The sequence below is a fragment of the Sphingomonas sp. GC_Shp_3 genome (genome assembly GCF_026540945.1).
GTDB lineage: Bacteria > Pseudomonadota > Alphaproteobacteria > Sphingomonadales > Sphingomonadaceae > Sphingomonas.
The window spans coordinates 1,091,246-1,116,305 of sequence record NZ_JALNUT010000001.1; the positions used below are offsets into that span (position 1 = coordinate 1,091,246).

Here is a 25,060-nt window from a genome sequence, read left to right on the forward strand (position 1 = left end):
TGGTGCGGTCTCTCAATTGCGGAGCGATTTGCCGGTGTCGAGAATGTGCTCGATCCGCGCCTGCGTGCGGGGGTCGCGCACCAGCTTGGCGAACGCCTTGCGTTCGAGCGCGAGCAGGTCCGCCTCGGTGACGGTATCGACCAGATCGGCCTCGCCGCCGGTCAGCACGTCGGCGAGATAGCCCGACACAACGCCGTCATAGTCGGTGGCGAGCCCGCGTGACTGAAAGCCCTTCACCGCCATGTCGAGCGCGGTGCGGCCGCTCGCCCCCGGCAGGCGGAACTCGGGCGGCTTGGGTGGCTGATAGCCGTCGACCAGCGACAGCGCCTTGGCCTTGGCGTCGGCGAGCAGCCGGTCGCGGTTCATGGTGATGCCGTCGCTGGTACGCAGGAAGCCGATCTCCTTCGCCTGCGCGGCGGATTTGGAGACGGTCGCGGTCGAGACGGTTTCGAACACCTTGGCGACGGCGGGCATCGGGCCTTTCGGCATGCCGGGCGCTTGGCGCATCCGGTCGATCATCTCGCCGCAACCGCCCCAGCCGGGGACTAAGCCGACGCCGCATTCGACCAGGCCGGTATAGGTCTCGGCATGCGCCTGTATGGCATCGCTGTTGAGCAGGATCTCGCACCCCCCGCCCAGCGCCATGCCAAACGGCGCGCTCACCACCGGGAACGGTGCGTATTTGAGCGCCTTGTACGCCTCCTGACCACCCGCGACGAGCTTGTCGATCTCGCCCCATGCCGCGATGTTGAGCGCGAACATGGCGAGGCCTAGGTTTGCGCCGGCCGAGAAGTTGCTGCCCTCGTTGTAGATCACCAGCGCCTTGAACTTTTCCGCCACGATCGGGATGGCAAGGCCGATCGCCTTCATCACCTCGCCATCAAGCGCGTTCATCTTGCCGGTGAATTCAAGCGCGGCGACACCATCGCCGACATCCCACAGCGCGGCGGAGCCGGTCTTGACCAGCGGCTTCGACGTGAGCTTTACATCAGCGAGCAGGGTCACGCCCTCGGGGCGCGCCACATCGTGATAATTGCCGTCGAGGCCGAGGAACTGGCGGTTGCCGTCCTCCACCCGGTAGAAGCTGCGCTCCCCCGCCAGAGTGAGAATCGGCGGCACCGGCATGCCCTCTGCCGCCAGCCGCTCTGCGAGCTTGGCCGCGCCGATCTTGTCGATCAACTCGAACGGGCCGTATGTCCAATTGTAGCCAAGCTTCATCGCGGTATCGACCGCCACCACGTCGTCCGCCGCTTCCGGCACGAGGCTGGCGGCATAGGAGAGCGTTGCGCCGAGGATCGCCCATGCATAGGCGCCGACCTTGCCCGTCACGCTCAGCAATGCGCCAAGATCGCCCTTCGCCGCCGCGCCCGGCAGCGATGCGGGCGTGACGACCGGGCGATAGTCGCCGGTGGTGAGGTCGATCGCTTCCTTGCGCTTGCCCGCCTCGCGGTTGAGCCGGTAGAAACCGCCCTTGCCCTTGCGGCCGGTATAGCCATCCGCGATCATCCGCTCGATCAGCGGCGGGATCGCCGAGATCGCCTGATACGGATCGTCCTTGGCGAGCGTTCCGGTGAGGCTCTTTTGCAGATGCGGCATCAGGTCGATCCCGACCAGATCGACCAGCCCAAACACGCCGGTCTTCGGCACACCCATCGGCTTGCCGGCGATCGCATCGGCCTCCTCGACGGTGAGGCCAAGCTCGAACGCCGCGTTGATCGCCGCCTGGATCCAGAACGTGCCGACCCGGTTGGCGATGAAGCCTGGCGTATCCTTGGCGTGGACGATCGTCTTGCCCATGCGGCGATCGGCGAAATCGGCGACGCGCGCAACCAGCGCGGCGTCGGTCTGCGGCGCGGAGACGATCTCGAGCAGGCGCATGTAGCGCGGCGGGTTGAAGAAGTGCGTGATGAGGAAATCGCGCGCGAAGGCCTCCGACCGCCCTTCGGTGAGATGCGCGAGCGGGATGGTCGAGGTGTTCGACGACACCGCCGTGCCGGGGCGGCGCACCGCCTCGATCTTCTCGTAAAGAGCCTGTTTCAGGTCGATCCGCTCGACGATCGCCTCGACAATCCAGTCGCACTCGGCGACGCGGGCGAGATCATCCTCGATATTACCGACCTCGACCAGTCTGGCGGCCGCCTTCGACATGAACGGCGCGGGCTCGGTCTTGAGCATCTTCGCCACCGCGCCTGCCGCGACCGCGTTGCGATCCGCAGGATCGCGGACGATGTCGAGCAGCAGCACCGGCACCCCCGCATTGGCGACCTGTGCGGCGATGCCCGCGCCCATCGTGCCCGCGCCGATCACGCAGACCTTTGCGATTCCGTCGCTCATTCCACCGACTCCAGCACGGTGGCGATGCCCTGCCCGCCACCGATACACTGCGTGGCGAGCGCATACTTGCCGCCCTCGCGCTGGAGCAACGCCGCCGCCTTACCGACAATGCGGGCGCCGGTCGCGCCGAGCGGATGGCCGATCGCGATCGCGCCGCCGTCGAGATTGACCTTGGTCTGATCCAGCCCGAGATCGCCGATGCAGGCGAGTGCCTGACTGGCGAACGCCTCGTTCAGTTCGACCACATCGAGCTGGCCAACCTCGACCCCGGCCCGCGCTAGTGCCTTGCGCGAGGCTTCGACGGGGCCGATCCCCATGATCTCCGGCGAGCAGCCCGATACCGCCACCGACTTGATCCGCGCGAGGATCGTCAGCCCGTTGGCGCGCGCATACTCCTCGCTTGTCACCAGCACCGCGCTGGCGCCATCGGTGAGCGGCGAAGCGGTGCCCGCCGTCACCGTGCCGTCCTGGCTGAACGCGGGCTTGAGCCCGGCGAGCGCCTCTGCCGTCGTGCCGGGGCGCGGCGTGCCGTCCTTGTCGACCACACCCGCCTTGGTGGTGACCGGTACGATCTCGGCGTCGAGCTTGCCCGCCGCGATCGCCGCCACCGCCTTGTCCTGGCTCGTCACCGCGAACGCTTCCTGCTGCTCGCGCGTGATCTGATACTTGGTCGCGACGTTCTCGGCGGTGTCGCCCATGCCCATGTAGGCGTCGCTCTTCTTGGCAAGCGCCGGGTTGGGCAGCGGGTTGAAGCCCATCATCGGCACCCGGCTCATCGCCTCGACACCAGCGCAGATGAACGCCTCGCCCGCACCAAGCTGGATTTGCCCGGCGGCGATGTGGATCGCGCTCATCGACGATCCGCAAAAGCGGTTCACCGTCATGCCGCCGACCGACAGCGGCAAATCGGCCAGCAGCCCGACCAGCCGCGCGATGTTGAAGCCCTGCTCGCCCTCGGGAAAGGCGCAGCCGAGGATGATATCCTCGATATCCTCCGCCTTCACGCCGGTGCGTTCGATCAGCCCGCGGATCACGGTTGCGGCGAGATCGTCCGGGCGAACCCGCGCCAGCGCACCCTTGTTGGCCAGATGAAAGGGAGAGCGGGCATAGCCCGCGATAACCACGTCGCGCATCGAACAGCCTCTCCAAAGGACGCGGGAATCACCGTCCCGCTCACCATCCCCTAATGGTGCGATAATTGACCTATACGTCAACTGATTTTTGCGGCAGACTGCGATTCGCGGATTTCGTAAACAGCGGAACCGTCTGCGCCAGCACGCCGGATCAACCGGTATCGCGATGGTCGAAGGAGAGAGGATGTTAGAGCTTTTGGCAGCAGCGGCGGCCTATACGGCCAGCCCGGATGTGGCGATCGGTCGCTGGCAGACGCCGGTGCGGCACGGCGTCGTGGAGATCACGAAATGCGGCGCATCGATCTGCGGATCGCTGATGGATTCGGATGGCCTGCGCGCCGATCCGCACCTGAAGGACATCAAGAACAAGGATGCCTCGAAAAGGTCGCGCGCGCTGAAGGGGCTGGTGATCCTTGAAGGGTTCGCGTGGAAGTCGAACGCGTGGGCGGATGGCACGATCTACAACGCCGACGATGGCGGCACCTATACCGCCACGCTCACCCCGACGAGCGCCAACCAGATCAAGCTGAAAGGCTGCATCGTGTGGCCGCTGTGCAAGACGCAGGTTTGGACGCGGATCCGCTGATCCGAAGATCACGGACATAAGAAAAGACGTAGGATGGAGGATTACATGCGCAATTTTCGGAAGATCTCCTCGCTCGCGGTGATGCCGGTGGCGTTCTTTGCCTATTCCAGCGCGGCGCACGCGAGTGCGTTCTATCTCCAGGAACAGTCGGTGAAAGGCGCCGGTCGCGCTTTCTCCGGCGAAGTCGCCGATCAGGGGCCGGAGTCGCTGTGGTGGAACCCGGCGTCGATCGCGGACCAGCAGGGCTGCGCCGGCTCGCTCGGCGTCAGCGGCATCCTGCCCAAGGGCAATGTCGTCAACCAAGGCACGGTGATCGTACGTCCGGGTCAGGCGCCGCGCGCGGTGGGTGGCGACGCCCGCTCCGCCAATCCGATCCGCAACGGCGTACTACCCTCAGGCGCAATTTCCTGCGCGATCACGCCGCGCCTGAGCATCGGCCTGGCCGCGACTTCGCCGTTCAGCTTCACGACGGATTACCCGCTGACGAGCTGGGTACGCTACACCGCCGATCGCACCAAGCTGCGCACCTACGATCTCCAGCCCTCGGTCGCGTTCATGGTCACACCGCAGATCGCGATCGGCGCGGCGCTCAACGCCGAATATTCCGATGCGCAATTGTCGAACGCGCTGCCGAACCTGTCGCCCCTTCTCGCCGATGGGCATCAGGAGTTGAAGGGCAACGGCTGGGACTTCGGCTACACGGTCGGCGCGCAGTTCCGCACCGGGCCGATCACGCTCGCGGCGAGCTACAAGTCCAAAATTGAACATAACCTGAAAGGTTCGGTGACGACCACCGGGTTGCTGGGGCCGCTCGCCGCGCAGAACAGCCGGATCGCCACCGACGCGCGGTTCAGCACCCCCTGGCAGGTGACGTTCGGCGCGCGCGCGGCGGTATCGCCGAAGGTCACGCTCAACGCGCAGGCGGTGCGGTCCGGCTGGTCGGAGTTCGACGCGATCCGGATCGGCGCGCCGCTCAACGTTGCGATCCCCGAAGGCTACCACGACACATGGAGCTATGCCGGCGGCGTCGACGTCGCGGTTGCGCCGCAATTGACCCTGCGTGCGGGCGTGCAGCACGACGACAGCCCAACCAGCGACGGCGACCGCGATGCGCGCGTACCGGATGCCGACCGCTGGAACTTCGCGACCGGCGCGAGCATCGCCGTCACCAAGGCGTTCACGCTCGACACTGCGGTGTCGTACATCATGTTCAAGAATGCCAAGATTGACCGGCTGACCGCCGCATACGCCGGCACCGCCGCGCAAACGCCCATCCTCGTCAACGGCGAGTTGCAGAAGGCGAGCGCGGTCGTGCTGTCGCTCGGCGGCCGGTTGCGGTTCTGATGCAGGAACGCTGACATGCCCACGCTCGCATCCTCGCACCTGGGCGCGCCGAAACCGGAGTTTCGGCCGCGCCTGCTGACCGATCTGCTCGACCATGCGGTTGCCACATGGCCCGAGCGGATCGCGGTCGACTTCCTTGGACGCACCTGGACGTACAAGGCGATCGGCAAACTGGTCGATCATGCGGCGCGTGGGCTTCAGGACCGGGGGCTGAAGCCGGGCGACCGCTTCGGCCTCTGCCTGCCGAACTGTCCTTATTATGTGGTGCTGTATTTCGCGGCGCTGCGGGTGGGTGCGATTGTCGTGCCGTTCAACCCGCTCTACACTAAGCCGGAGCTGGATCATCAGATCCGCGACTCCGGCACGCGGATGATCGCGGTGCCCGATCTCGACGTGATCCATGGCAAGGTGCAGGCGGTCGCCTCCGCCGCCGGCATCGAACAGATCGTGTTGTGCGGCATGACGGATATGCTGCCGACCTTGCAGGCGATCGGCTTCCAGTTCTTCAAACGCAAGGATCACGCGCACGTCGCGGACGAAAGCCATACCATTCGGCTGCGCGCGCTGCTGTCGAACCATACCGCGCCCGATCGCGTCGAGATGAGCCCGCACGATGTCGCGGTGCTGCAATATACCGGGGGAACCACCGGCACGCCCAAGGGTGCGATGCTGACCCACGCCAATCTTGCCGCCAATAGCGCGCAGATGCTGGTGCATGTCGGCGGCCGCAAGCCGTACCAGGACCGCACGCTCGGCGTGTTGCCGATGTTCCACGTCTTCGCGCTCACCACCGTGCTCAACTTCTCGGTCGAAATCGGCGCGGAGATGGTGCTGCTGCCGCGTTTCAACATGGCGCAGATGCTCGCCACCATGAAGCGCAAACCGCCGACACAGTTCTTCGGCGTACCGACGATCTATGGCGCGATGAACGAACTGCCTAAGCACCAGATTCCGGACCTTTCGCATGTCCGCGCCTGTATTTCGGGCGGCGCGCCGCTGCCGCTCGACATCCGCGAGACGTTCGAGCGGCGCACCGGCGCGCGGGTGGTCGAGGGCTACGGCCTGTCGGAAAGCGCGCCGATCATCGCGTGCAACCCGCTCGACGGATTGGTCAAGGATGACAGTTGCGGGCCACGCTTTCCCGGCACCACCCTCGAAATCCGGGCATTAGCCGCTCCGCACCCCATCCTGCCGGAGGGCGAGCGCGGCGAGGTCTGCGCGCGCGGGCCGCAGATCATGAAGGGTTATTGGCGCAAGCCCGAGGAGAGCGAGGCGGTATTCGTCGATGGCGCGCTGCGCACCGGCGATATCGGCTATCTCGACGCTGATGGCTATCTGTTCCTGGTCGATCGTATCAAGGATGTCATCCTGTGCGGCGGCTACAACGTCTACCCGCGCATGATCGAGGATGCCGCCTATCAGCACCCCGCCATCAAGGAAGCGATCGCGATCGCGATCCCCGACGCCTATCGCGGACAGTCGCCGAAGCTGTTCGTCGCGCTGCATGAAGGCATGGAACTCGCCATCCCGGACCTGCAACGCTTCCTGGAGGAGCGGCTCAACAAGATCGAGGTACCCCGCGCGTTCGAGATCCGCGACAGCCTGCCCAAAACGCTGATCGGCAAACTTTCCAAGAAGGAATTGGTCGAGGAAGAACGGGCGCGACTCGCTTGACGGGCAGGCAGGCGCTTGTTTGGTGTTCCGCCACGGATCGGGCAAGACGTTGGATAGCAGGAACGCGGAACATGCCGGGGCACATTCTTTGGATGACGCGATGACCACGCGCGTGGAAAGCTCGCTCGATACGATGCGGGCCGTCGTGCGCAAACACGCGGGCGACGATGCCGGTAAGGGTATTCAGGAGGTCGCACGCCAACTCGGCGTCACGCAGCGGACGTTGCGCTTCTACGAAGACAAGGGACTGGTCGAACCGCAGCGGATCGGCAGCACACGCGTCTACTCGAAACGCGACGTCGGCCGAATGCAGCTTATCCTGCGCGGTAAGCGGCTCGGATTCTCGATCCGGGAAATCAAGGAATTCCTCGACCTGTACGATGTCGACCCGGATCACATCGAACAGATGGCGCGGCTCGCCGGCCGTGTGCGGGAGAGGATCGACGATCTCGAACACCAGCGTGCGGCGATCGAGGAAACCATTCAGGAGTTGCGCCAGATCGAACAGGAAGCATCGGCGCGCGTCCGGCAGATCGGGCGAGCCGAAAGCCGCGACTGAGCGCCTGCGCCGTGCTCGACCACACCTTCTTCCAGCGTGACGTGGAACAGGTCGCGCGCGATCTGATCGGCGTCTCGATCTACGTCTGCGGTGTAGGCGGCGCGATCGTCGAAACCGAAGCGTATGATTCGGATGATCCCGCCGCGCACACGTTTCGCGGACCGACGCGGCGCAACGCAAGCATGTTCGGCCCTGCCGCCCACGCGTATGTTTATCGCAGCCACGGCCTGCACTGGTGCATGAACGTCACCTGCGGGCACGGCGCCGGCGTGTTGATCCGCGCGATCACGCCGGACGCCGGCGTCGCGGCGATGCGCGCGCGGCGCGGTGCCGTCGATGACCGGCTGTTGTGCGCCGGGCCGGGTCGGCTGTGTCAGGCACTCGGCATCGACGGCCGCTTCGACGGCCTGCCGCTTGACCAGCCACCTTTCACGTTCGGTTTGCGAGAGGCCGAACCCATAATCACTGCGGGCCCACGGATCGGCATCAGCGTCGCGGTCGAACTGCCGAGGCGTTTCTGTCTGGACGGATCACGGTTTCTAAGCCGTCCCGCCGGTGCGCGCCGGCCGCGACGCAGCGCCTGACACCAGCTCGCTCCTCAATCGCGGCCCCGTTCCGCACGTGTCGGCACCACGAGTTGTTCGACGAAGTTGCAGATTTCAACCGAGCGCTGCTCTGGCACCGTCACCTCACGATCGAGACCGAGCCGCCACGCGAGGTCGCGGCGATCGGGCGCGTCGTGCAGCGCCTCGATCAACGCGGCGTGCTCCTCGATCGCGCCGGCGTCGCTAGCGAGTCCATTTTCAAGCAGATCATCCGTCTGCCGGCGCAGAGCCGCCGCCACTTCGAACAGGCTGATCTCGGGGTGATATTGCACACCCCAGAACACACCCTTGCCGTAGCGGATCTCGGCCGCCTGGACGTGCGTGGTGCCGTTCGACGCCAGCAGCGTGGCACCATCGGGCAGTTGCTCGACCTCGTCCGTATGGATCGCCGGTGCGTCGAAACTCGCCGCCCGCCCGGCAAGTAGCGGATGGTCGCGCCCGACGTCCGTCGCGACGATGCGGCGCGCGAAGCCCGCCTCGCGCCGCTCGCCCATCGGCCGCACGCTGCCGCCCGCCGCGACCGTGGCAACCTGAAGCCCGGCGCACGATCCGAACGCCGGCGTGCCGGAGGCGAACACCGCGCGCATGAAGTCGACGATCCGCCGACATTCCGGCGCATCCTCGTAAAGGTGCAACGGCGATCCGGTGATGAAGACAGCGTCGTAGTCGGCAAGCGTGTCGCTGCCGAGTGGTGCATCGCAATCGTCGGCCGGCGCAATGCGCGTACACCGCGCGCCGGGCGCGACATGGCTGAGCAGCGCTTCATAGGTCTCGCCAGAGCTTTTGCCGACACTCTTGCGGCGTTTGTCGCGCGCGGCCGGTGGTTCGCTTTCGGCGATGAGGAAGTTCAACTGTCTGCTTGTCATAGGCTCGCTCGGTCGGAGCAGGCACCAACGGTCCAACAGTGGTTCAGGTCCGCAAAGACCGCCATTCCTCAAGAATATCAATATTCTGCATGTAAGAACCAACCGCCTGCGACGAAACGCCCGAGGGCGCGTTCAGCCAAGGATGATCGACCGCAGTTTCTCGCTACGCGCACACGCCAAGCACGGCATCGTCCGGCAGGTCGTTGGACTGTTCAACGATACATCCCGGGGCGAGCGGCCCGTCGTGCGCAGTGCCAACGCGCTGTTCACACCCGATTCGGTGATCTGGCGCGTGCACGGCGACGTTACCACGATGATGATCGGCGGCGTCTCGGCGCTGTTACTTCAGATGCTGCATCCGGCGGTACTGGCAGGGGTATGGGACCATTCCAACTTCCGCAAGGACATGGTCGGCCGGCTCCGGCGAACGGCGCGCTTCGTGTCGACCACGACCTACGGCGATCGCGCCGATGCTGCCGCGGCAATTGCTCGCGTGCGTGCGGTTCACAGCCATATCGGCGGCACGCTGGTGGACGGCACGCCCTATCGCGCGGATGATCCCGATCTGCTTGCGTGGGTTCATATCAGCGAGGCGTGGTGCTTCCTTGCGGCGTGGCAACGCTACGGCAACCGGCGGCTTCCACGCTCGGCGGAGGACCGCTATTTCGCGGATTTCGCCAAGGTCGGGGCGGCACTGGGGGCGAGCGATCTCCCGGTCGATAAGGCACACACCGCACGCGCGCTGGAATCTGCCCGGCCGCAGCTCGTCGCGGATGATCGCACGCGCGAGGTCGCGCGGCTCGTGCTCGGACACATGCCGGACAATCCGCTGGCCATACCGCTGCAACGCGTGACGATGCAGGCGGCGGTCGATCTGCTGCCCGACTGGGCACGCCGGATGCATGGCCTCCCCGCCTCCCCGACGCTGGTGCGCCCGATCGTCAGCACCGGCGCGCTAGGCCTCGCCAAGACGCTGCGGTGGGCGTTCGCGACACCCTAAGGCTTTATTTCGGTAATGCGTAGGCGATCACCGAGTCGCCGAGCTTGGTGCCGAGCGAACCGTGTCCGCCTGCGACCACCACCACGAACTGCCGACCACTCGCCGCCGAACGGTACGACATCGGCGTCGCCTGACCGCCCGCCGGCAGCCGTGCCCGCCACAGCACTTTGCCGGTGCGGGTGTCGTATGCGCGCACGTAGTTGTCGATTGCCGCTGCCATGAAGGCGACGCCGCCCGCCGTCGTGATCGGTCCGCCAAGCGATGGCACGCCGAGCTTCAGCGCGATCGGCAGCGGCGTTTCGTCGCGTATCGTGCCGTTCTTATGCTCCCACACCTTTTCGCCGGTGGTGAGATCAATGCCTGCGACATAGCCCCATGGCGGCTGCTGGCACGGCAGGCCGGTGAATGACAGGAACGGGTTCATATCGACCGCAAACGGCGCGCCCGTGTTGGGGTTGTAGCCTTCTTCCGTCGATCCACGCCGATCCGAGCCGCCCGCTGGGCCGCGTTCGTTGGGCCCGCCGGCATCGTCCTTGCGCGGCACCAACCGATCGACGAACGCGACGTAGTTCGGGTGCGCAAAGGCGATCTGCCGGACCGGATCGATCGAAATGCCGCCCCAGTCCATCACCCCGAAATTACCCGGAAACACCAACGAGCCTTTCAGCGACGGCGGCGTGAACGCACCGCGATAGTCGAGCGACCGATAGCGGATGCGGCACCACAACTGGTCGATCATGGTCGCACCCCACATATCCTTCTCGCGCACCGGTGCGGGCATCAGCGACACGGACGAGAACGGCTGCGTCGGCGACGTGTGGTCGCCCGGCGCGGCGCCGGCGGGCACCGGTCGTTCGGGGGCCGGAAAGATCGGCCGGCCGGTGCGCCGATCTAGCACGAATAGATTGCCCGTCTTGGTCGATTGCACCAGCGCCGGCACGCTGCCCCGACCGGGCAGGTTCAGATCGATCAATACCGGCTGCGCGGGCACGTCCATGTCCCACAGGTCATGGTGCACGGTCTGGTAGATCCAGCGCGGCTTGCCGGTAGCGATGTCGAGTGCCAGCACCGACGTGGCGAACCGCTCGGTCGTTGCGGGGCGGTTGCCGCCCCACTGGTCGACCGCGCCCATCCCCATCGGCAGATACACCAGCCCGAGCGTCTCGTCGGCAGCCGGCGTGCTCCACGTATTCGGCGACGATGGCGTATACTGCTTGCCCGCACCGAGCGGGGCAGTGTCGCCGGGGTTGCCCGGATCGAAGTTCCACACGAGTTTACCGGTGGCGGCGTCATAGCCACGGATCACGCCCGAGGGTACCTTGGTGGAGATATTGTCGAACACCGCGCCGCCGGTGATGACCATTCCGCGCGCCACCAGCGGGGCGGAGGTCACCTGATACCAGCCCTGGTTGTAATGCGGCTGGCCGGGCAGCAGGCTGACCGTACCGTTCTGCCCGAAGCTTCGGCACAACGCGCCGGTGCGCGGATCGAGCGCGATCAGGCGGCTGTCGTTGGTGGCGAGGAAGATGCGCTGCGGGCAATCCGCCGTGCTCGCGCCCGCCTTGGTGCTATCCCAGTAGGAGACGCCGCGACACGTTAGGTGCTGCATATTCTTCTTGGACGCGACGATATGCGGGTCGAAGCGCCAGCGTTGTTTGCCGGTTTCCGCATCCACCGCAATCACCCAATTGTGCGGCGTGCAGAGGTACACCGTGTCACCGATCTTTATGGGTGTCATTTCGTAGGTAGTCTCGCCGGGATCGCTCTCGCGCTTGATGTCACCCGTTTCCAGCTGCCACGCGACCTTGAGATTGCCGACGTTGGCGGGCGTGATCTGCGCCAGCGGTGAGAATTTATCGCCGAACCAGCTGCGCGCATATGCCTGCCAGTCATCGTCAGCTACGCCGTGCAGGCTCGCAGCCAGCGCGACCCGTGGCCCCGGCAACGTTCCGTCGAGATCGTGCACATCGCGTGTCAGCGACACCGCGCCGAACAGCGCCGCTACAACCAACGCGATGGCGAGCGGCCCGCCCGCGTGCACCCAGCCGGCAGCCGGCGTGAGCCGCTTGACCGTTCCCGGCAGCACCAGCAACGCACCGAACACGAAGATGATGTCGCCGCGTGGCACCAGCGGCCACCAATCCGCGCCGATCTCCGCCCAGGCCCAGATGACCGTACCCAGCACCAGCGCGGCGAACACATACAGCGCCGCCGTCCGCCGTCGCCACAAGAGCACCGCGGTGGCAAGCATCGCCAGCCCCGCCACCACATAGAACAGGCTACCGCCGAGTAACGCCAGCCAGCCACCGCCGACGAGGTTCACCACGCCCGCCACACCGATGACGCCGGCGAGAATGCGAGGCCACCGCGCAGGGCGTCGAGCGTGGTTCATCATCAATCTCCGAATTCGCCGCTAGGACTCTCATGGCGCGGCAATGTTCCGGTGAGACGTCCTATACTACCGCACGACCGTCTTCAGCGCGGCAAAGGCGGCACGACCGTAGATTTCCGGGCTGGCCTCCTCCCCCTCCAGCCACGCCGCAGTGGCCAGCTTGAGAAGGGAGATCGCGGCAGCGGCGGTGACACGGCAGCGGATATCGGTATCGGGCAGCCCCTTGCGATCGGCGAGCGCCTTGGCAAGCACGCGCTCGACCTTCTCGTATTTCGCTTGATCGCCCGCGCTCAGCGCCGGGGTGTCGCGGATCAGTCTCGCCAGATCGCGGGTCTGTGCGGACAGATGCCGCCGCGCCATGTCGATCAGCGCGTTCTCGACCATGTCGAGCAGCGGCTCATCCGCCGGCCTCGCCGCCACCGCTTGCCCGAGGTGATCGGGAAAGTCGGCCTTTGCGGAAAAAACGATCTCTTCTTTGGAGGCGAAATAGTGAAACAGGCTGCGACGCGAGACATCGGCGGCGCGCGCGATGTCGTCCATCGTCGTCGGTTCGAAGCCACGCTCCAAAAACAGACGCAACGCCGTTCCCTGAATACGGACATGCGTTTCCGCACGTTTGCGCGCCCGCAAGGAGGCCGAAGCGGAAGTAGCTGCTTTTTGCACTTCTTGCATGTTTGCACTCAATGCATGATATTGCAACCGCGCTGCCGTGGCGCGTGATCATGCAAGGGGTAGCGACGTTGGCGAACTGGACCATTGACGACATCCCGGATCTATCGGGCAAACGTGCGATCGTGACCGGGGCGACCGGCGGACTTGGGCTGGAAACGGCGATGGCGTTGGCGGGCGCGGGTGCGGAGGTGATCCTCGCCGGCCGCAACACCGCGAAAGGCAATGCCGCCGAAACGACGATCCGCGCGCGCCATTCCGACGCCAGCGTTCGTTTTGAGCCGGTGGATCTCGCCAGCCTCGCGTCGGTGGCGGCGTTCACCGATCGGATGCTGTCGGCGGGGCAGCCGATCGACATTCTCGTCAACAATGCCGGCGTGATGGCGCTACCCAGCCGCGAGACGACCGCAGACGGATTTGAGCGGCAGTTCGGCACCAACTACCTTTCCCATTTCGCGCTGACCGGCCGGCTGCTGCCGTTGCTGATCGCCGGCAGCGCCCGGATCGTGCAACTCTCCAGCATCGCGCACCGCGCCGGCACGATCCGTCTCGACGATCTCAACTATGCACACGGCTACAAGCCGTGGCCGGTATATTCGCAATCAAAGCTGGCGATGCTGATGTTCGCGCTCGAGCTCGACCGTCGTAGCCGTGCGCACGGCTGGGGGCTGACCAGCGTCGCCGCACATCCCGGCATCGCGACCACCAACCTGATGACCAACGGACCGGCGGCGGGCAATTCGCTGATGGCGATGGCCAGCCGGGTCGCCGTAAATCTGATCGGCCAGCCGGCGCGCCTCGGCGCTTTGCCGCAGCTAATGGCGGCGACCCTCCCGATGGCGGTCGGCGGGACATATTTCGGGCCCCGCGGCTGGAAGGAACTGAAGGGCGCACCGGGCATCGCCAAGGCTGCGCCGCAGGCATCCGACGCGGCGGTTGCCGCACAATTGTGGGTGCAATCGGAAGCGCTGACCGGCGTGACGTTCGGCTGATCCCCTCACCCGCACTGCTCGTAGCCCGGCCATAGCCTTCATCAAGAGACCCAACACGATGTTCAATCTGGTGTTTGCGCTACCCTGGCTCTACGTCGCCACGCGCTCGATCTGGCCGCTGCCGTGGGACGTCACCGCCAAGCTCGCGGTCGCGCTGGTCCTGCTGATCGGCTCGCAATTCCATTACTGGAGCAAGCTGTCGTCCGGCTCGGTGTTCTCACCTGAATTTCCGCGCCCGGTGGTGATCGCGTTCAACTGGGCATTCGGCGCCGTGGTCCTGCTCGCCGCGTTTCAGATCGCCCTCGATCTCGCCCATCTGCTCGCGATCATCTTCCGTATCGGCGCCGGTGGCGTGTGGGTCATGCCGCGATACATCGCTGGCGCCACCGCCTTTCTGCTCGCCGGGTTCGGCGTGTCGCAGGCGGCGCGCGTACCGCGCCTCAAAGAGATAACGGTCGGCATCGCCGACCTTCCCGAAGCGTTCGATGGCTACACGCTGGTGCAACTTACCGATCTGCACATCAGCCGGCTGTTCCCGCCCGCCTGGACGCAAGCGGTTGTGGACGCCACCAACGCGCTCGGTGTGGACCTGATCGTCGTCACCGGCGATGTCATCGACGGCAGCGTCGCCAACCGCCGCGCCGCAGTTGCGCCGCTACGCGACCTTGCCGCGCGCGAGGGCGTGTACCTGATCCCCGGCAATCACGAATACCTCTCCGGCTACGATCCGTGGATGCAGCATCTCGCCGGCCTTGGCATGCGTATCCTCGCCAACGCCCACGTCGCGCTGACGCGTGGCGACGCGACGCTGGTACTCGCCGGCGTCACCGATCCGTCGGCGCGCGGCGCCGGCAAGCCGCTGCCCGATTTAGAAGCCGCGCTGGCCGGTGCGCCGGTCGGCGCGTCCATCGTGCTGCTCGACCACGAACCTTCGCGCGCGCGACAGGCGGCGGAGCGCGGCGTCGCGCTGCAACTGTCCGGCCACACGCATGGCGGCATGATCGTCGGCCTCGACCGGATTGTCGCGCGGGCCAACGGTGGCTTCGTTTCGGGGCGCTACGCGGTCGGCGGGATGACGTTATACGTCAACAACGGTACCGGCATCTGGCCCGGTTTCGCGCTGCGGCTCGGCAGGCCATCCGAACTGACCCGGATCACGCTGCGCCGGGCATGACTCCGCACCGGAATATCTTGGACGCGCTGTCGCAAACCAGCGACAAGCCGCGATGATCGATCAGGAGAAACAAAAGTGAGCGTGGCATTCCGACGCGAAAGCGACGAGGAGCATAAGGAACCCCGGTTCGAGCTGCCGATCCCACCCGGTGCCAACCTCGTCACCACTCGCGGGCTGGAACGAATCCGCGCGCAGGTCGTGCATTTCCGCGCCCGTGTCGCCGCGAGCGAAGGCGAGGACCGCGCCCTTGCCGAGCGTGACCTGCGCTATTGGGCGACGCGCGAAACGACGGCCGAAGTCGCCGCCCCGGCAACCGGCGATGCGGTCGCGATCGGCACCCGGGTCGGCTTTATCCTGAACGGCGCGCCCCGCGAGATCGAGATCGTCGGCTTTGACGAAAGCGACCCGGCGGCCGGTCGCATCGCCTTCTCCGCGCCGCTCGCCCGCGCGATGATCGGGGCGGAAGTGGGCGAGACCATCGATTTCGCTGGCAAGGCCGATGCGATCGAAGTGATGTCGATCACGCCGGCCGTCTGACCTCCCCGCGCGGATCGGCGCCGTAACGATTTGCGCCGCCGGTGCCCGGCCGACACAGGAAAAACAGCACGATCAGCGTACCGACATACGGCACGAGGTACAGCAGCAGGAACCAGCCCGACATGTCTTGATCGTGAAAGCGCCGCACGAGAACCGCGACGGACGGGATGAGTGTGCCGAGCGCGAACAGCAAAAGCAGCGCCATGAAGATCTGGAAGGCAAGCACCGGCCGGCCGGTGCCCGCGCCCTGTTCGAAACCGACGATTGTGGCCAGCAGCACATATCCGACTGCCAGCACGGTGATCTGAACCGCCTGCAAGGCCCAGACCTCCGCAGCACGCGATCGTCCCGAGAAGTCGGCATAGTGTCTGAACGGACGTATTATCAACACCATCCGGCGTCCTTCTAATTCACCGGCGCACGCCGCCGATAGCTGAGCGCCTCGGCGATGTGTAGTCGCCCAACGCGCTCGCTCCCCGCCAGATCGGCGATCGTGCGCGCGACCCGCAGGATGCGCGTGTAGCCGCGTGCTGAGAGCCGCATCGTCTCCGACGCTTGCGCGAGCAAGGCACGCCCCGCGTCATCGGGCGTAGAGAACGTATCGAGCAACACACCGTCCGCCTCTGCGTTGGTCCGCACCGGCTGGCCGGCATACCGGTAGGTTTGCACCGCCCGCGCCGCCGCAACGCGCCCGCGCACCTCCGCCGAACCTTCCGCTGCAGGCGGCAGTACCAGATCGGCGGCGGACAGCGCCTGCACCTCAACATGCAAGTCGATCCGGTCAAGTAGCGGCCCCGACACCTTGGCCTGATAATCCGCCGCGCATTTCGGTGCACGCGAACACGCCAGCGCCGCATCGCCGAGGTGCCCGCAGCGGCACGGGTTCATCGCCGCGACCAGTTGTACGCGCGCCGGGAAGGTGACGTGCGCATTGGCCCGCGCCACACTGACCGTGCCGGTTTCGAGCGGCTGGCGCAGCGAATCGAGCACCGCACGCTGGAACTCGGGCAGCTCATCAAGGAACAGCACGCCGAGATGCGCGAGGCTGACCTCGCCCGGCTTCACCTTGAGGCCGCCGCCGGTCAGCGCCGCCATCGACGCGGAGTGATGGGGCGCGCGGAACGGCCGCGCCCGCGTCAGCCGCCCGCCCGCGAGCGTGCCCGCGACGCTCGCCACCATCGACACCTCCAGCGCTTCTCCAGCGTCCAGCGGCGGCAGGATGCCCGGCAGGCACGCCGCCATCAGCGACTTGCCCGCGCCGGGCGGGCCGATCATCAGCAAATTATGCCCGCCTGCCGCGGCGATCTCGAGCGCACGCTTGGCACTCTCCTGCCCCTTCACCTGCCTGAGATCGGGGCCATGCGCGACGTCGATCGCCTCGCCCGGCTCCGGCGCGCTAATCAGGCCGTGGCCTTTGAAATGGTTGACCAGCGACAGGATATCGGGCGCCGCCAGCACCCCGACCGACCCCGCCCACGCGGCCTCCGCGCCCTGCGCGGCCGGGCAGATCAGCCCCTTGCCCTCCGCTGAGGCATGTAGCGCTGCGAGCAACACCCCCGGCGACGACGCGATCCGCGCATCGAGGCCGAGTTCGCCGACCACGACGAAGTCGCCAAGCTGCTCGACATCAACCACGCCCATCGCCGCAAGCAGCGCCAGCGCGATCGGCAGGTCGAAGTGCGAACCTTCCTTCGGCAGATCGGCCGGCGACATGTTGACGACGATCCGCTTGGGCGGCAGCGCCAGCCCCATCGACGCGATCGCCCCGCGCACCCTTTCCCGGCTCTCCGCCACCGCCTTGTCGGCGAGGCCGACAACGTTGAAAGCCGGCAGGCCGGGAATGAGCTGCACCTGCACCTCGACCGCGCGCGCCTCCAGCCCCAGATACGCGACCGTCGATACGCTTGCGACCATGTGAAAACCCCCTGCCCCGGCGCTTAGCGGCGCGCACGAACAGGGCAAGGACGTTCTTCACGCACGTCGCGCGCGACGTCATGTGATTGACTTCACCTGTCCGTCACCCTACAGGCCTCCGTCACGAGGCTGCCTTTCGGGGTGGCCCTTTTCTATTCAGACGATCAGGGAATGACTCATGAAGCGGACCTTTCAGCCGAGCAATCTGGTGCGGGCGCGCCGTCACGGCTTCCGTGCACGGATGGAAACGCCGGGCGGCCGCAACGTGATTCGCGCACGCCGCGCGCGCGGCCGCAAGAAGCTGTCGGCGTAATTCACGCGGTCGACAGCGCCGGCGTGCCCACGGCCCCCGGCGCTGTCGATATCCACACGCTATCGCGCCGCGCGGACTTTCTGGCGGCGAACAATGGCAAGCGCGCACCGATGCCGGGCTTCGTCCTGCTGATGCGGCCACGTGGCGATGACGATTCGGCGATGCGGATCGGCTACACCGTCACCAAGAAAATCGGCAACGCTGTTGTCCGCAACCGGATGAAACGCCGGTTGCGTGCGTTGGCGCGTGAGCTGCTGCCGACTGCGGGGGTGCCCGGCGCGGATCATGTGCTGATCGGTCGGAATGGCGGCATCGAACGCGACTATAGCCTGCTGAAAAGCGAGCTAGCCAAGGCGTTGGCGAAGGTAGCGCGGTGATGGCCGACGCGTTGCCTGTCTGCAAACGCACTTTACCAGTCGCGGAAACACGCATTTGCTTGCCCTCATGCTGACGCGCATCCTCATCATCCTGGTGCGCGCATGGCAGATCGGCCCTTCCGCCATCCTGCCGCCCTCGTGCCGATACCAGCCTTCGTGTTCCGCCTATGCAATCACCGCGCTTCGCCGCTATGGCGCTGTCAAAGGCGGCTGGCTCGCGGCGAAACGGATCGGACGGTGTCACCCCTGGGGCGGACATGGCCCGGACCCGGTGCCCTGATCCGGTGACACGACGCCCAAGACCTTACGACGGGATTTCCAGGTGAAAGACGAAAGCAGAAACTTCCTCCTGTTCGCGGTGTTCGCCGCGCTGATCCTGTTCGGCTGGCAGTTCTTCGCCTCCAAGTATCTCCCCGCCGCCAACCCGCCGGCGACCAAGATCGTCGACGGCAAGAGCAAGCCCGTCGCCACCTCCACCGGCCCCGCCGGCCCGGGCGCCGCCGCACCCGAAAAGGTGCGCGACCGCCAGCAGGTCCTCGCCGACAGCCCGCGTGTGCGGATCGAAACGCGCAGCCTGCAAGGCTCGATCAACCTCAAGGGTGGCCGCATCGACGACCTCGTGCTGAGCAAGTACAAGGAAACCGTTGCCAAGAATTCGCCGCCGATCCGCCTGTTCTCGCCGGCCGGCACCGATCACGCCTATTTCGCCGGCTTCGGCTGGTCGGGTGACGGGGTGACGACGCCGAACGCGAACACCGTCTTCACCGCAAGCGCGCCCGTGCTCACCCCCGCCCAGCCGATCACGCTGGCGTGGACCAACGCGCAGCGCCAGCGTTTCGCAATCCGCATCGCGGTCGACGAGCGCTACATGTTCACGGTCCGCCAGACCGTCACCAACCCGACCGGCACGCCAATCACCGTGCGCCCCTACGGGCTGGTGTCGCGCGCCGGCGTCTCGCCCGATCCCGATACCTGGACCGATCACGTCGGCCCGATCGGCGTGTTCGACAATGGTGCGACCTACGACATCACCTTCGCCAATCTGCAGGGCAAGGACGCCAGCCTGATCGGCAAGACCGTCTTCGGCAACATCGGCAAGCCCGGCGACAATTACTTCGACGCGACCGGCGGCTGGTTCGGCTTCGGCGACAAATACTGGCTCGCCGCGCTGATCCCCGATTCGGGTGCGAAGATGCACGGCGGCTTCCGCGCCGCATCGGGCGATACATTCCAGGCCGATTTTGCGCTCCAGCCGAGCGTCGTTCCCGCCGGCAAGGCGCTGGTCACCACCGCCAAGCTGTTCGCGGGCGCCAAGGAAACCAACACGCTCGACGCCTACGAGGACAACCTCAACATCCGCCACTTCGGCAAGGCGATCGATTGGGGGTGGTTCGAGATCGTCGAGAAGCCGATCTTCAAATATCTCGACTTCCTGTTCCGCGTGATTGGCAATTTCGGCGTGGCAATCATCGCGCTGACGCTGACCATCCGTGGCCTGCTGTTCCCGATCGCGCAGCGTCAGTTCGCCTCGATGGCGAAGATGCGCGCGATCCAGCCCAAGATGAAGGCGCTCCAGGAACGCTACAAGGACGACAAGGTCCGCGCGCAGCAGGAAGTGATGGCGCTCTACAAGGCGGAGGGCGTCAACCCGCTCGCTGGCTGCCTGCCCACCTTCCTGCAGATTCCGATCCTCTACGCGCTCTACAAGGTGCTGCTGCTGACCATCGAAATGCGTCACCAGCCGTTCGTGCTGTGGATCCGCGATCTGTCCGCGCCCGACCCGGCGACGATCCTCAACGCGTTCGGCTATCTGCCGTGGCATCTGCCGCCGATGCTGGCGATCGGCGTCGTTCCGGTCGTGCTCGGCATCTCGATGTTCTTCCAGTTCAAGCTCAACCCCGCCCCGATGGACGAGGCGCAGAAGCAGGTCTTCAAGATCATGCCGTGGGTGCTGATGTTCGTGATGGCGCCGTTCGCGGTTGGCCTCCAGATCTACTGGATCACTTCGAACACGCTGACCATCCTTCAGCAGCGGCTGCTGTATGCGCGGCACCCCGAACTGCGCGTGAAGGCGGAAAAGTGAGCGACGACGGCACCTTCGACGAAGATGCGATCGAGGCGGCGCGCAAGCTGTTCGCCGGCCCGGTCAGCTTCCTGAAATCGGCCCCGTCGCTGGAGTTCATCCCCGATGCGATCGTGCCGGAGGTGGCATTCGCCGGTCGGTCGAACGTCGGCAAGTCGTCGCTGCTCAACGCGCTGACCGGGCGCAATTCGCTGGCGCGCACGTCGAACACGCCGGGCCGCACGCAGGAACTGAACTTCTTCAACGTCGGCGGCGACCCGCTGCACATGCGGCTGGTCGACATGCCCGGCTACGGCTTTGCCAAGGCACCCAAGGACGTCGTCAAGAAATGGCGTTTCCTGGTTAACGATTTCCTGCGCGGGCGTGACGTGCTGAAGCGCGCGCTGGTGCTGATCGATGCGCGTCACGGCGTGAAGGATGTCGACCGCGAAATCCTCGAGATGCTCGACAAGGCGGCGGTGAGCTACCGCATGGTGCTGACCAAGGCGGACAAGATCAAGGCGACCGACCTTGCCGACGTCACCGCCGCAACCGCCGCCGAAGCGCGCAAGCGACCGGCCGCGCACCCGCAGATCCTCCAGACGTCATCGGAAACCGGGCTTGGCATCCCGGAATTGCGTGCGGCGGTGATCGAGGCGATCGGCTGACCGCATCGTCGCGCTTCCCCGTGGGAGCGGAGCCCAGTTCCGAGTCTGTGCAAATGCACAACGTGCGGCGACAACCGTAAGCGTTCGGCTGGATCTCCGCCGTTGCCGGCACAGGACGCAGCGGCAATCCGCCTAGACCGCGCTCGCCCGCCCCGCTAAGCCCCCGCCATGAAACTCATCATCGGCAACAAGGCCTATTCCTCGTGGAGCCTGCGCGGCTGGCTCGCCGCCAAGCAATCCGGCCTTCTGTTCGAAGAGGTCGTGGTGCCGCTTTACGATGCAGAGTGGGACAGACGCCGCGAGGGCGATGAGTTCGCACCGTCCTCGGGCAAGGTGCCGATCCTGTGGGACGGCGATGCGGTGGTGTGGGACAGTCTCGCTATCATCGAATACCTCGCAGAGAAGACCAGCCGCGACCTGTTTTGGCCGGCCGACCCCGCCGCGCGCGCGATGGCGCGGTCGATGTCGGCGGAGATGCACTCCAGCTTCACCGCGCTGCGAAAAAAACACAGCATGAACATACGTCAGGCTTTCCCGCCCAAGCGGCCGGACGACGACGTGCTCGGCGATCTCGCGCGGATCATGGAATTGTGGGCGCAGGCGCGCGCGCGGTTCGGCGGTGACGGCCAGTTCCTGTTTGGACAGTTTGGCGCGGCTGACATCATGTATGCGCCGGTGGTAACGCGGATCATAACCTACAGCCTGCCGATCGCACGCTTTGCCGCCAGCTACATGGATGCGGTGATCCAACACCCGTTCATGCAGGACTGGATCGCCGCCGCACAGGAAGAGGAATGGGTGATCGAACAGTTCGAGCAACCGGCCGCCTGATCCGGCGCCTTGGTGGCATAGCGCCGGTCGACGGTACACAGCATGTCGATGGCGGAATAGCCGCCGCCGAGGTTCGGCCCTTCCCCTACCGGGATGGCACGCAGTCGGCATCGCTGCAGTTGGCAAGGACGTGGCCGTTGCGCACTCCGCCAGTAAACCCCGCGCGCATCGGATTCTCACCAGCGTCGTCGATCAGCACCGCCTCGCCTGACGGCATCCACACGAACTCGTCCTCACCATCATGCCAGTGGCGCTGGGAGGATTGCGCGCCGGGCTTCAGCACAACATGACTCCCATGTGCGTCAGGCCGGCAACGGAGCCGAGCCGGCGATACCAGCGCCCCGCCACCACATCGGCAAATTGCGAGGGATAGCCGGTACGATTGCTCTGCGGGATTGTATCGAGATGGCGCTTGAGCAATGCCCTCTCCCCATGAATGACACGACCAATCTGCCCGATCCGATCGCACTCACCAAGGCCCTGCTCGCCTGCGACAGCGTTACGCCGGCGCGCGGGACCGTGTTCGACGTGCTGGAGGCCGCGCTGCTGCCGCTCGGCTTCAGCGTCGCACGGTTTATCGAGGGCGAGGCGCCGGACGGCCCAGTCGAGAACCTGCTTGCCACCCGCACGGGAACCGGGACGCACCTCGCCTTTGCCGGCCATCTCGACGTGGTGCCGCCGGGTGCAGGGTGGAGCGACGATCCCTTTTCCCCCACCGAGCGTGACGGACTGCTATACGGGCGCGGCGCGGTCGACATGAAGGGCGCGATTGCCGCGTTCGTGGCGGCGATCCCGGCCACACCGGGCGCGCCCGTCTCGCTCATCATCACCGGTGACGAGGAAGGCCCCGCCACTTATGGCACGCAGGCGCTGATGGCGCGCATGGCGGAGCGCGGCGTTCGGCCCGATCTGTGTCTGGTCGGCGAACCGACCTCGGTCACAAAACTTGGTGACATGGTGAAGATCGGGCGGCGCGGCTCGGTCAACATCTGGATCGACGTGCCGGGCAAGCAGGGTCATGTCGCCTACCCGCATCTTGCCGACAATCCGATCCCCAAGCTGGTCGCCATCCTCGCGGAGATCGACGCGGTGGTGCTGGACGAAGGTAACGCCTGGTTCCAGCCGTCCAATATCGAGGCGACCGACATCACCGTCGGCAATACCGCCGCCAACGTAATCCCCGATCACGCCTCGGCGCGGCTGTCAATCCGCTTCAACGACGAACATCGCGGCGCTGATCTGATCGAACGCGTCCGTACGATCGTGCACACCCACGCGCCCAACGCTACGGTCACCGGGCGTATTTCGGGCGAGGCGTTCCTGACCGCACCGGGTGCCTTCTCGACATTGATCGGCGACGCTATCGAGGCGCGGCTCGGCCACCGACCGGAGTTGTCGACGACTGGCGGCACATCCGACGCGCGCTTTCTGTCGGCGTTGTGCCCAGTGGTCGAATTCGGTCTCGTCAACGCGACGATGCACAAGCTGGACGAAGCCGTCGCCATCGACGATCTCGTCGCGCTTACCACGGTCTATGCCGACATCCTCGCCCGGGTAGCGGAACTCTAGGCGCGCGTCGCCGCCGATCATTTCAATGGACGCTCTGGCCATTTTGGTTAACATGGCCTTACCCTGATGGTAGCGGATATGCCGATCGACGCCTGGTTCCTTGTTGCGATGGTGTGCAGTCTGGGGGGCTATGGTGCGTATCTGGTCGGGCTCGGACGGCACCTCGTTCAGCCCAACCGCGCCTCCTGGTTGATCTGGAGCGCAGGGACCGCCGTTGAGGCTGCGACCTACCGCGCCCTCAACCCGCATGCGGTACAGAGTTGGGTCTTCCTGCTCGCCGCTGCGTCCTGCATCATCGTCACCGTCGCGATATGGCGGCGTGGCGCATGGGAGACGCCAAGCGTCAGCGAAACGGCGTGTATGGCCGCGAACCTCGTCGCGCTGGCGATCTGGCTGGCATTCCGCGAGACGTTCTGGGCACACATGCTGATCGTCGCGGTGGTGCCGCTCGGCTTCTGGCCGACCTGGGTAAGTGTCTGGCAGGACCGCACGCGCGAACGTTCGCCAGCGTGGGGGCTGTGGACGATCGCCGATCTCGCCACGCTGCTGGTGGCGACGCACGTCAGCGTCGCGGGCGGCCCTGCTCGGGTCGGTGAATATGCCTATATCCTGACCGAGCTGCTGTGCCACGCAGGCGTGTGGTTCATGATCGGACTGGCGACGATAAACCCGCTACGATCGCTGGGATCCTGGAGCGGACGCTTCCACGTGCTCGACGCATATGCCCCCGCCGCCAACCTGTTCTCGGTCGGCGAGACGCATCTCGGCAAGGCGGTGTATGCGGCGGCGGGATTTGCGGAGGGTGCGGAAATCGTGCGCTTCACCGGCCGGCGCTTCCGTGCCGATAAAGTGCCGGGCATGTTGCACGGTGCGCGAGACCGGTTCGTGCAGATCACGCCAAATCATTACATGGGGCCATCGGGACGGATCGACGACCTTATCAACCATAGTTGCGAGCCTAATGCCGGCCTGCGCTTCGACGGCGACACGGTGATGCTCGTCGCGATCCGCGCAATTGGGCCGGGCGAGGAAATCAGCTGGGACTATTCGACGACGCTCAGCGGGTCCGACTGGTATATGGTCTGCCAGTGCCGCAGCCCGGATTGCCGCCGCGTGATCGGCAATTTCGACACGCTGCCGCCCGAACGCCAGGCCTGGTTCCGCGCACGCGGGCTGGTCGCGCCATATCTGCGCGCCAGTGTGCCGATCACGGCCGACGAACGCGCGGCCTGATCGGCGCGCCGTTCGCCTCCTCGTCGGGTCCGCCCGCACTCCATGCCGGGCGAAGACCAAGGTGCGAACTCTGAGATTGTCGCGATGCGGCCCGCAGCAGCGCTCCGGCACTGGACGGCAGCGTGCTCCGCGAACCAGACAGTGAGCGCATGGTTCGACAGCATACCTTGCAAGCCAACCTTCCAATCCGGTATCGTGCGCGGATGGACTCGCCCGATCTCCAGCCTC

General features: G+C 65.9%; 24 protein-coding genes and 1 pseudogene. 17 read left to right on the forward strand and 8 right to left on the reverse strand.

All coding sequences use genetic code 11. The features are described 5' to 3' along the window. Positions 1–12: 12 nt before the first annotated feature. Together OXR00_RS05395 and OXR00_RS05400 are read right to left on the reverse strand one after the other, a co-directional pair. Positions 13–2,334 carry a 3-hydroxyacyl-CoA dehydrogenase/enoyl-CoA hydratase family protein gene (locus OXR00_RS05395; RefSeq protein ID WP_267387012.1) on the reverse strand — a complete coding sequence of 774 codons (2,322 nt, stop codon included), beginning with the start codon at positions 2,332–2,334 and terminating at the stop codon, positions 13–15. Continuing rightward, on the reverse strand, positions 2,331–3,467 hold the full coding sequence (locus OXR00_RS05400) for a thiolase family protein (protein ID WP_267387013.1): 1,137 nt from the start codon (positions 3,465–3,467) through the stop codon (positions 2,331–2,333). The genes OXR00_RS05395 and OXR00_RS05400 overlap by 4 nt, the downstream gene beginning before the upstream one ends. Before the next feature lie 184 nt (positions 3,468–3,651). On the opposite strand from OXR00_RS05400, the gene OXR00_RS05405 reads away from it, so the two are divergent. From OXR00_RS05405 to OXR00_RS05425, 5 genes are all read left to right on the forward strand, one after another. Next, positions 3,652–4,053, forward strand: a complete 402-nt coding sequence (locus OXR00_RS05405; RefSeq protein ID WP_267387014.1) for a DUF2147 domain-containing protein — start codon at positions 3,652–3,654, stop codon at positions 4,051–4,053. 45 nt (positions 4,054–4,098) lie between these two features. Beyond that, positions 4,099–5,397 (forward strand): outer membrane protein transport protein, encoded by a 1,299-nt coding sequence (locus OXR00_RS05410; RefSeq protein WP_267387015.1) that lies wholly within the window; start codon positions 4,099–4,101, stop codon positions 5,395–5,397. 15 nt (positions 5,398–5,412) lie between these two features. Further along, positions 5,413–7,071 (forward strand): long-chain fatty acid--CoA ligase, encoded by a 1,659-nt coding sequence (locus OXR00_RS05415; RefSeq protein WP_267387016.1) that lies wholly within the window; start codon positions 5,413–5,415, stop codon positions 7,069–7,071. Between the two features lie 133 nt (positions 7,072–7,204). Then, on the forward strand, positions 7,205–7,630 hold the full coding sequence (locus OXR00_RS05420; RefSeq protein ID WP_267387156.1) for a MerR family DNA-binding transcriptional regulator: 426 nt from the start codon (positions 7,205–7,207) through the stop codon (positions 7,628–7,630). Positions 7,631–7,641: 11 nt separating this feature from the next. Then, entirely contained in the window at positions 7,642–8,214 is a 573-nt protein-coding gene (locus OXR00_RS05425) for a DNA-3-methyladenine glycosylase (protein ID WP_267387017.1), read from the forward strand. A gap of 14 nt (positions 8,215–8,228) precedes the next feature. Here OXR00_RS05425 and OXR00_RS05430 read toward each other — a convergent pair whose 3' ends face one another. Beyond that, complete coding sequence (locus OXR00_RS05430; protein WP_267387018.1) at positions 8,229–9,101, reverse strand: type 1 glutamine amidotransferase; 873 nt, start codon at positions 9,099–9,101, stop codon at positions 8,229–8,231. A gap of 142 nt (positions 9,102–9,243) precedes the next feature. Between OXR00_RS05430 and OXR00_RS05435 the strand changes: the two genes are divergently transcribed. Beyond that, positions 9,244–10,101, forward strand: coding sequence for an oxygenase MpaB family protein (locus tag OXR00_RS05435; RefSeq protein WP_267387019.1), 858 nt, complete (start codon positions 9,244–9,246; stop codon positions 10,099–10,101). Positions 10,102–10,105: 4 nt separating this feature from the next. Here the strand turns inward: OXR00_RS05435 and OXR00_RS05440 are convergent, their stop codons facing one another. Continuing rightward, complete coding sequence (locus OXR00_RS05440) at positions 10,106–12,493, reverse strand: membrane-bound PQQ-dependent dehydrogenase, glucose/quinate/shikimate family (protein WP_267387020.1); 2,388 nt, start codon at positions 12,491–12,493, stop codon at positions 10,106–10,108. 66 nt (positions 12,494–12,559) lie between these two features. Next, complete coding sequence (locus OXR00_RS05445) at positions 12,560–13,072, reverse strand: TetR/AcrR family transcriptional regulator (protein WP_267387021.1); 513 nt, start codon at positions 13,070–13,072, stop codon at positions 12,560–12,562. 104 nt (positions 13,073–13,176) lie between these two features. On the opposite strand from OXR00_RS05445, the gene OXR00_RS05450 reads away from it, so the two are divergent. The 3 genes from OXR00_RS05450 (at position 13,177) to OXR00_RS05460 (ending at position 15,865) form a co-directional block, all read left to right on the forward strand. Further along, positions 13,177–14,154, forward strand: coding sequence for an SDR family oxidoreductase (locus tag OXR00_RS05450; RefSeq protein ID WP_267387022.1), 978 nt, complete (start codon positions 13,177–13,179; stop codon positions 14,152–14,154). A 58-nt stretch (positions 14,155–14,212) separates the two neighbouring features. Beyond that, positions 14,213–15,328 (forward strand): metallophosphoesterase, encoded by a 1,116-nt coding sequence (locus OXR00_RS05455; protein WP_267387023.1) that lies wholly within the window; start codon positions 14,213–14,215, stop codon positions 15,326–15,328. A 75-nt stretch (positions 15,329–15,403) separates the two neighbouring features. Continuing rightward, positions 15,404–15,865, forward strand: a complete 462-nt coding sequence (locus tag OXR00_RS05460; RefSeq protein ID WP_267387024.1) for a GreA/GreB family elongation factor — start codon at positions 15,404–15,406, stop codon at positions 15,863–15,865. Here OXR00_RS05460 and OXR00_RS05465 read toward each other — a convergent pair. Both OXR00_RS05465 and OXR00_RS05470 read right to left on the reverse strand, forming a co-directional pair. After that, positions 15,849–16,259, reverse strand: coding sequence for a DUF805 domain-containing protein (locus OXR00_RS05465; RefSeq protein ID WP_267387025.1), 411 nt, complete (start codon positions 16,257–16,259; stop codon positions 15,849–15,851). The genes OXR00_RS05460 and OXR00_RS05465 overlap by 17 nt on opposite strands. An 11-nt stretch (positions 16,260–16,270) precedes the next feature. Next, positions 16,271–17,779 (reverse strand): YifB family Mg chelatase-like AAA ATPase, encoded by a 1,509-nt coding sequence (locus OXR00_RS05470; protein WP_267387026.1) that lies wholly within the window; start codon positions 17,777–17,779, stop codon positions 16,271–16,273. A gap of 178 nt (positions 17,780–17,957) precedes the next feature. Here OXR00_RS05470 and rpmH point away from each other — a divergent pair, with 178 nt between their 5' ends. From rpmH to OXR00_RS05500, 6 genes are all read left to right on the forward strand, one after another. Continuing rightward, positions 17,958–18,092: a 50S ribosomal protein L34 gene (rpmH, locus tag OXR00_RS05475; RefSeq protein WP_083224946.1), complete on the forward strand. Its 135-nt coding sequence runs from the start codon at positions 17,958–17,960 to the stop codon at positions 18,090–18,092. A 23-nt stretch (positions 18,093–18,115) separates the two neighbouring features. Then, positions 18,116–18,469 (forward strand): ribonuclease P protein component, encoded by a 354-nt coding sequence (rnpA, locus tag OXR00_RS05480; protein ID WP_267387030.1) that lies wholly within the window; start codon positions 18,116–18,118, stop codon positions 18,467–18,469. 67 nt (positions 18,470–18,536) lie between these two features. After that, entirely contained in the window at positions 18,537–18,749 is a 213-nt protein-coding gene (gene yidD / locus OXR00_RS05485; RefSeq protein ID WP_267387031.1) for a membrane protein insertion efficiency factor YidD, read from the forward strand. Positions 18,750–18,791: 42 nt separating this feature from the next. Beyond that, complete coding sequence (gene yidC / locus OXR00_RS05490) at positions 18,792–20,552, forward strand: membrane protein insertase YidC (RefSeq protein WP_267387033.1); 1,761 nt, start codon at positions 18,792–18,794, stop codon at positions 20,550–20,552. Next, positions 20,549–21,199 carry a ribosome biogenesis GTP-binding protein YihA/YsxC gene (gene yihA, locus OXR00_RS05495; protein ID WP_267387034.1) on the forward strand — a complete coding sequence of 217 codons (651 nt, stop codon included), beginning with the start codon at positions 20,549–20,551 and terminating at the stop codon, positions 21,197–21,199. The genes yidC and yihA overlap by 4 nt, the downstream gene beginning before the upstream one ends. 168 nt (positions 21,200–21,367) lie before the next feature. After that, the gene (locus OXR00_RS05500) at positions 21,368–22,030 is read left to right on the forward strand and encodes a glutathione S-transferase family protein (RefSeq protein ID WP_267387035.1); all 663 of its coding nucleotides are present in this window, start codon (positions 21,368–21,370) and stop codon (positions 22,028–22,030) included. Positions 22,031–22,127: 97 nt separating this feature from the next. Here OXR00_RS05500 and OXR00_RS05505 read toward each other — a convergent pair. Then, positions 22,128–22,450: pseudogene (locus OXR00_RS05505) on the reverse strand (cupin domain-containing protein); the annotation flags it as partial. Between the two features lie 12 nt (positions 22,451–22,462). Here OXR00_RS05505 and dapE point away from each other — a divergent pair. Then, on the forward strand, positions 22,463–23,599 hold the full coding sequence (dapE, locus tag OXR00_RS05510) for a succinyl-diaminopimelate desuccinylase (protein WP_267387036.1): 1,137 nt from the start codon (positions 22,463–22,465) through the stop codon (positions 23,597–23,599). Positions 23,600–23,677: 78 nt separating this feature from the next. Then, positions 23,678–24,832 (forward strand): SET domain-containing protein-lysine N-methyltransferase, encoded by a 1,155-nt coding sequence (locus tag OXR00_RS05515; protein ID WP_267387037.1) that lies wholly within the window; start codon positions 23,678–23,680, stop codon positions 24,830–24,832. Positions 24,833–25,060 lie beyond the last annotated feature (228 nt).